This window comes from Brevundimonas sp., assembly GCF_050729455.1.
In the GTDB taxonomy this organism is placed as follows: Bacteria; Pseudomonadota; Alphaproteobacteria; order Caulobacterales; family Caulobacteraceae; genus Brevundimonas.
Map to the genome: position 1 here is coordinate 1 of NZ_JBOHLI010000097.1, position 5310 is coordinate 5310.

At 70.9% G+C, this 5310-nt stretch carries 7 protein-coding genes; 5 read left to right on the forward strand and 2 right to left on the reverse strand.

Going from position 1 to position 5310, the window contains the following annotated elements; translation table 11 throughout:
- Positions 1-263: 263 nt before the first annotated feature.
- Entirely contained in the window at positions 264-773 is a 510-nt protein-coding gene (locus ACREEF_RS15380; RefSeq protein ID WP_431566443.1) for a cupin domain-containing protein, read from the forward strand.
- A 6-nt stretch (positions 774-779) separates the two neighbouring features.
- On the opposite strand, the gene ACREEF_RS15385 is transcribed toward ACREEF_RS15380, so the two are convergent.
- Positions 780-1451 carry a DsbA family oxidoreductase gene (locus ACREEF_RS15385; protein WP_431566444.1) on the reverse strand — a complete coding sequence of 224 codons (672 nt, stop codon included), beginning with the start codon at positions 1449-1451 and terminating at the stop codon, positions 780-782.
- Between the two features lie 127 nt (positions 1452-1578).
- On the opposite strand from ACREEF_RS15385, the gene ACREEF_RS15390 reads away from it, so the two are divergent.
- Positions 1579-2931 (forward strand): Gfo/Idh/MocA family protein, encoded by a 1353-nt coding sequence (locus tag ACREEF_RS15390; protein ID WP_431566445.1) that lies wholly within the window; start codon positions 1579-1581, stop codon positions 2929-2931.
- A 12-nt stretch (positions 2932-2943) separates the two neighbouring features.
- On the opposite strand, the gene ACREEF_RS15395 is transcribed toward ACREEF_RS15390, so the two are convergent.
- Positions 2944-3228 carry a hypothetical protein gene (locus ACREEF_RS15395; RefSeq protein WP_431566446.1) on the reverse strand — a complete coding sequence of 95 codons (285 nt, stop codon included), beginning with the start codon at positions 3226-3228 and terminating at the stop codon, positions 2944-2946.
- Positions 3229-3349: 121 nt separating this feature from the next.
- Here ACREEF_RS15395 and ACREEF_RS15400 point away from each other — a divergent pair, with 121 nt between their 5' ends.
- Genes ACREEF_RS15400 through ACREEF_RS15410 form a run of 3 tightly spaced genes read left to right on the forward strand, consistent with a single transcriptional unit; the run spans position 3350 to position 5142 of the window.
- Positions 3350-4135 (forward strand): ribonuclease T2 family protein, encoded by a 786-nt coding sequence (locus ACREEF_RS15400; RefSeq protein WP_431566447.1) that lies wholly within the window; start codon positions 3350-3352, stop codon positions 4133-4135.
- 56 nt (positions 4136-4191) lie between these two features.
- Entirely contained in the window at positions 4192-4569 is a 378-nt protein-coding gene (locus ACREEF_RS15405) for a hypothetical protein (RefSeq protein WP_431566448.1), read from the forward strand.
- 27 nt (positions 4570-4596) lie between these two features.
- Entirely contained in the window at positions 4597-5142 is a 546-nt protein-coding gene (locus ACREEF_RS15410; protein ID WP_431566449.1) for a hypothetical protein, read from the forward strand.
- Positions 5143-5310 lie beyond the last annotated feature (168 nt).

Here is a 5310-nt window from a genome sequence, read left to right on the forward strand (position 1 = left end):
CCGTCATCCTCCGGCGAGCGGAGCGAGACCGGGGGACCCAGCGGCGCCGAAGGCGATTTTTACTGCGCGTGTGGCGCATGGAGCTTTCGCCCTCCGGGCGCCGCTGGGTCCCCCGGTCAGCGCCGCTTCGCGGCTTGCCGGAGGATGACGGAAGGTTCTGGCCCACCGCCGCGATCCGCCCCTGCGCCCGTGCCTTGCCAAACCGCGTCGGGCGGCGCTTCTATTCCCCTATCGCTGATCGACAGGTCACGGAGAGCCCCGCCATGCTGATGCTGCTTGTCGCCCTGGCGGCGGCGCCCGCCGCGCCCCCGCAGGCCCCCGCCGCCGTCATCCGTCGGGCCGGGGACGCCGCCGGCTCCATCGGCGTGGGCCAGGTCGGCTATCTGACTCCGCCCGAGGCCGGGGCCATGGGCCAGGTCCTGCTGATCGAGGGGCCGGGCTATCGCACCCCGATCCACGTCCATCATCGCACGGACGAGAGCTTCTATGTCCTGTCGGGCCGGCTGACCCTGCACGTCGACGGCCAGACGCGGGTGCTGGGGCCGGGCGACTATGTTTTCATCCCGCGCGGCACGCCCCACGCCCAGGGCAACCAGGGCGAGGAGCCGTCCCGGCTGCTGCTGACCGTGTCGTCGGGCGACTTCATCGGCTTCTTCCGCGCCCGCGAGGAACTGGTGAAGACCTCGCCGCCCGGCCATCCCGACTACGGCCCGCGCATGTATGGCCTGAGCGACGTCTATGACGTGGAGAACCTGGGCGATCCGCCCTTCTAGGGCCTCTTAGGCCTCCGCCGCGATCTGCCGCAGCGCCGCTTCGAACGCCGCCGCCGGCTGGCCGCCGCTGATCAGGTACCTGCCCTCGACGACCACGGCGGGGACCGAGGTGATGCCGCGCGCGCGCCACAGGTCCTCGGCGCCGCGCACCTCGACGGCGTAGCGCCCCGAGGCCAGGACCTCACCGGCCTCGGCCCGGTCCAGCCCCGCCGCCTCGGCGGCCTCGGTCAGGACGCGGGCGTCGGTGAGGTTGCGGTTGTCGGTGAAGTGGGCCGCGAACAGGGCGCGCTTCAGGCCCTCCTGCTTGTCGGGCGCCGTCTCGTGGGCCCAGTGCAGCAGGCGGTGGGCGTCAAAGGTATTCCAGATGCGGCTGTCCGGCCCCATCCGCATGTCAAAGCCGACCTCGGCGGCGCGGGCGCGGATCATCTCGCGGTTGGCCGCCGACTGCTCCGGGGTCGCGCCGTATTTGGCGCCGATATGCTCGACGATGTTCTCGCCTTCCGGCGCCATCTGCGGGTTCAGCTCGAACGGCTGGAAGGTGATGTCGGCGGCGACGCCCTCGCCCTTCAGCGTCTCCAGCGCCGTCGTCAGCCCGCCCAGCCCCACGGCGCACCAGGGGCAGACCACGTCCGAGACGAAGTCGATCTTCAGGGTCTTCTGCGGGGCGGCGTCGGTCATAAGGCGGATCCTGGCGTTTGTTATCCGCACCATATTGTGTTGCTGATCGGCGGCGCCAGCCCCTCTTTTGATGACGTGGCCGACGCCATGACGTATGGCGGAATCCACCCAGTTTCACGGAGCCTTCATGGACCGCCGCGCCTTCATCGCCGCCTCTTCCGCCGCCGCCGCGACCCTGGCGACGCCCGCCCTGGCCCGGACGCGCAATAGCACCGACCGGCTGCAGATCGGCGTCATCGGCGTCGGCCTGCGGGCCCAGACCCTGCTGCCCATCCTGCTGAAGCGCGACGACGTGGACGTGGTCGCCATCTGCGACATCGAGCCCCTGATGATCGCCCGCGCCAAGGGCATGATCGCCGCCGCCGGCCGTCCCGCGCCGCGCGCCTACGAAGGGGCGCCCGACCGGGCCTATCTGGACCTGCTGGCCCATCCCGGCCTCGACGCCGTGGTCATCGCCACGCCCTGGGAATGGCACGCCCCGATGGCCATCGCCGCGATGGAAGCCCGGATCCCCGTCGCCTGCGAGGTCATCGCCGGGGTGACGCTGCAGGACCACTGGGACCTGATCGAAGTCCATGAGCGCACCGGCACGCCGTACATGGTGCTGGAAAACGTCTGCTATCGCCGTGACGTCCTGGCGGCGCTGAACATGGTGCGGGCCGGCCTGTTCGGCGAGCTGGTCCACCTGCAGGGCGGCTATCAGCACGACCTGCGCGCGGTGAAGTTCAACAGCGGCGACCCGCAGAAGCCCTATGGCGGCGGCGTCGAGTTCGGGCCCAAGGCCTGGTCCGAGGCGCGCTGGCGCACCTGGCACTCGGTCAACCGCAACGGCGAGCTCTACCCCACCCACGGCATCGGCCCGATCGCCAACTACATCGACCTGAACCGGGGCAACCGGATGGTCAATCTGACCAGCCATTCGTCGAAGGCGCGCGGCCTGCACGACTATGTGGTCAAGACCGGCGGGGCCGATCACCCCAATGCGGCGGTCAAGTTCAAGCTCGGCGACGTGGTCACCACCTCGATCACCTGCGCCAACGGCGAGACCATCCTGCTGCAGCACGACACCAGCCTGCCCCGCCCCTATTCGCTGGGCTTCCGGGTTCAGGGCACGGGCGGCCTCTGGATGGATCTGAACAAGTCGGTCCACATCGAGGGCCGCAGCGCCGCCCACCAGTGGGACGCGCAGGAGGCCTGGTTCGAGCAGTACGACCACCCGTTGTGGAAGACCTATGAGAGCGTCGCCGCCGGGACCGGCCACGGCGGCATGGACTTCTTCGTCATCCACGCCTTCATCGAGGCCCTCAAGGCCAAGGCCCCCATGCCGCTCGACATCTATGACGGCGTGAGCTGGAGCGCGATCACGCCCCTGTCGGAGCAGTCGATCGCCGAGGGCAACCGCACCCTCGACTTCCCCGACTTCACCCGCGGCGCCTGGCGCGAGCGCAAGCCCACCTTCGGCTTCGACGGACGCTACTAGGTTGCAGGGGGCTCAGGCCCCCTTGCGTCCCATCAGCGGCGACAGGGTCTGATTGACCTCGTCCATGACCGAGCCCTTGCCCGCCGCGACGCGGGCCTCCAGTTCGTCGGCGCGCGCCTGCAGACGGCGAATCTCCTCGACGCGCGGGTCGTCTTCCGGCACGGCGACCAGGGCCTCGCGCCGGGCTTCGATCTCGGCCAGCAAGGCGTCGAAGCGCGCGTGATCCAACCCTTCCCCCTGTTCGAACAGGGCGATGGCTTCGTCCAGGGCGGCTTCGAAGGCGGCTTGATCGGGCATGGCGATCCTCATTACGCTTACGCTTATCAATGAGCGGGGCACCCCGGCGGTTCCGCCTTGGCCGTCGCTCACGAAGGGTTTACGGGCGGGCGACCTGTTTCCAGCCTGCGGAGAGCGCCCGATGCGGCCCCTGACGATCCCGACCGTCCTGCTGGCGGCGCTGTCCCTGACCCTGGCCGCCTGCGACGGCCTGCCGCCCGCCGTCTCCGTCCCGACGGCCGAGGTCGCTGGCGCAACCTGCGCCGTCCCCGCCGACCTGGCGCCCGCCCGGCCCTACACGCCCCCCGCCGACGAGGTTGCCGCCGACGTGCCGGTCGCCTTCAACATGCTGGCCGTCAGCTGGTCGCCCCAGGCCTGCCGCTCGGGCAAGGACTATCCCGACGCGCGTCATCAGTGCGCCCGGAACCAGTTCGGCCTGACCCTGCACGGCCTGTGGCCCAACGGCGCGGCTGACAGGCACCCGCGCTACTGCGCCGCCCCCGGCCCGGCCATCCCGGTCGCCACGGTGCGCCGGCACTTCTGCATGACCCCCTCGCCCTCCTTGCAGCAGCACGAATGGGCCGCCCACGGCACCTGCGGCTGGGACAGCCCCGAGGCCTATTTCGAGCAGGCCGCCCGGATGTGGAACGGGCTGAACAAGCCGGACCTGGAGGCCATCCCGGCCGATCGCCTGACCGCCGGGACCATCCGCGACGCCTTCGTCGCCGCCAATCCCGGCCTGCCGCGCGACGGCGTCTTCATCGCCACCACCGACGGCTGGTTCCGCGAGGCGCGGCTCTGCTACTCCAAGGACTATCGCCCCATAGGTTGCCCGCGCGGTCTCGGCGCCCCCGACCGCGAGCGGCTGAAGCTGGCCCCGACAGGCGTCTCGGGGGACGTCTCGGGGAGAGCGCAAACGCCCCGTTAACCGGAACGGCGCAGCCTCGGCCCCAGTCCCTGTAGGCCGTCCTTGTGGAGCGTCCCATGTCGACCGTCCTGACCCAGAGCTACCGCCGCCAGCGCGACCATTTCGAGCCGAACGATCAGGACCCGCAGGAGCAGCGCCGACTGCGCGGCCTGCTGGAGCAGATCGACTATTCCGCCTTCGTCTCGAACCGCGAGGTCATCGGCCAGACCCTGTCGCGGGTCGACGTCGCCACCTTCCAGAAGCTGGCCGTCCTGACCGCCAACGCCCGCGCCCGCTGGGCCGCCGAGGCCCTGCGCCTGTCAGAATCCGGCTCGGCCGTGACGCCCGACCAGACCGCCCGCCTGACCGCCGCCCGCACCGCCTACGAGGAACTGGCCGAGGTCTATGAGGCCCTGCGCCGCATGGTCGAACGCGGATACCTGACCTTGCGCTAAGCGCTGCCGTTCCCCTTATCCAAGGGCATGAAACATCTGGCTCCCCTGCTCGCCGCCCTGCTCCTGCTCGCGGCCTGCGGTTCCTCGGATCGCCCCGAAGGCGCCCCCGCGCCCGTGGCCGACAATCGGGCGCTCGCCGCCCTGTTCAACGCCGATCAGAAGGCGCGCAAGGACGGCCGCCTCGATCTGGTGGAGGTCATGGCCGACGCCGAACGCTTGGCCGAAGTCCGGGCCATGCTGAAACGAGGCGAGGTCCGATCGGGGGAGGACTTCTTGCGGGCGGGCCTCCTCTTCCAGCACAGCTTCCAGACGGACGACTATCTGCTGGCCCACGCCCTGGCGACCGCCGCCTTGAGCCAGGGCGAAGAGCGCGGCGCCCGGCTGGCCGCCGCCAGTCTGGATCGCTACCTGCTGGCGACGGGCCGCCGCCAGATCTACGGCACGCAATTCGTCCAGATCGGGAGCGAGCCGACCAGACAGCTCGCCCTCGACCGCGACCTGCTCACCGACGCCATTCGCGAGGCGACCCTCGTGCCGCCCCTGGCCGAGCAGACGCCGCCGCCCAAACCCTAGTCCAGGGGCTGGGGCTTGGTGACGACCGGGGCGTCGGGGTCGCTCTGGGTCGGGCGGGCGGCGGTGGGCGGCGGAGCGGCGGGCTGAACCGGTTCGGGCGCGGGCTCGGGCGCGGGAGCGACCACCGCCACGGGCGGCGCCGCGACCGGCGACGCAACGGCTGAGGGC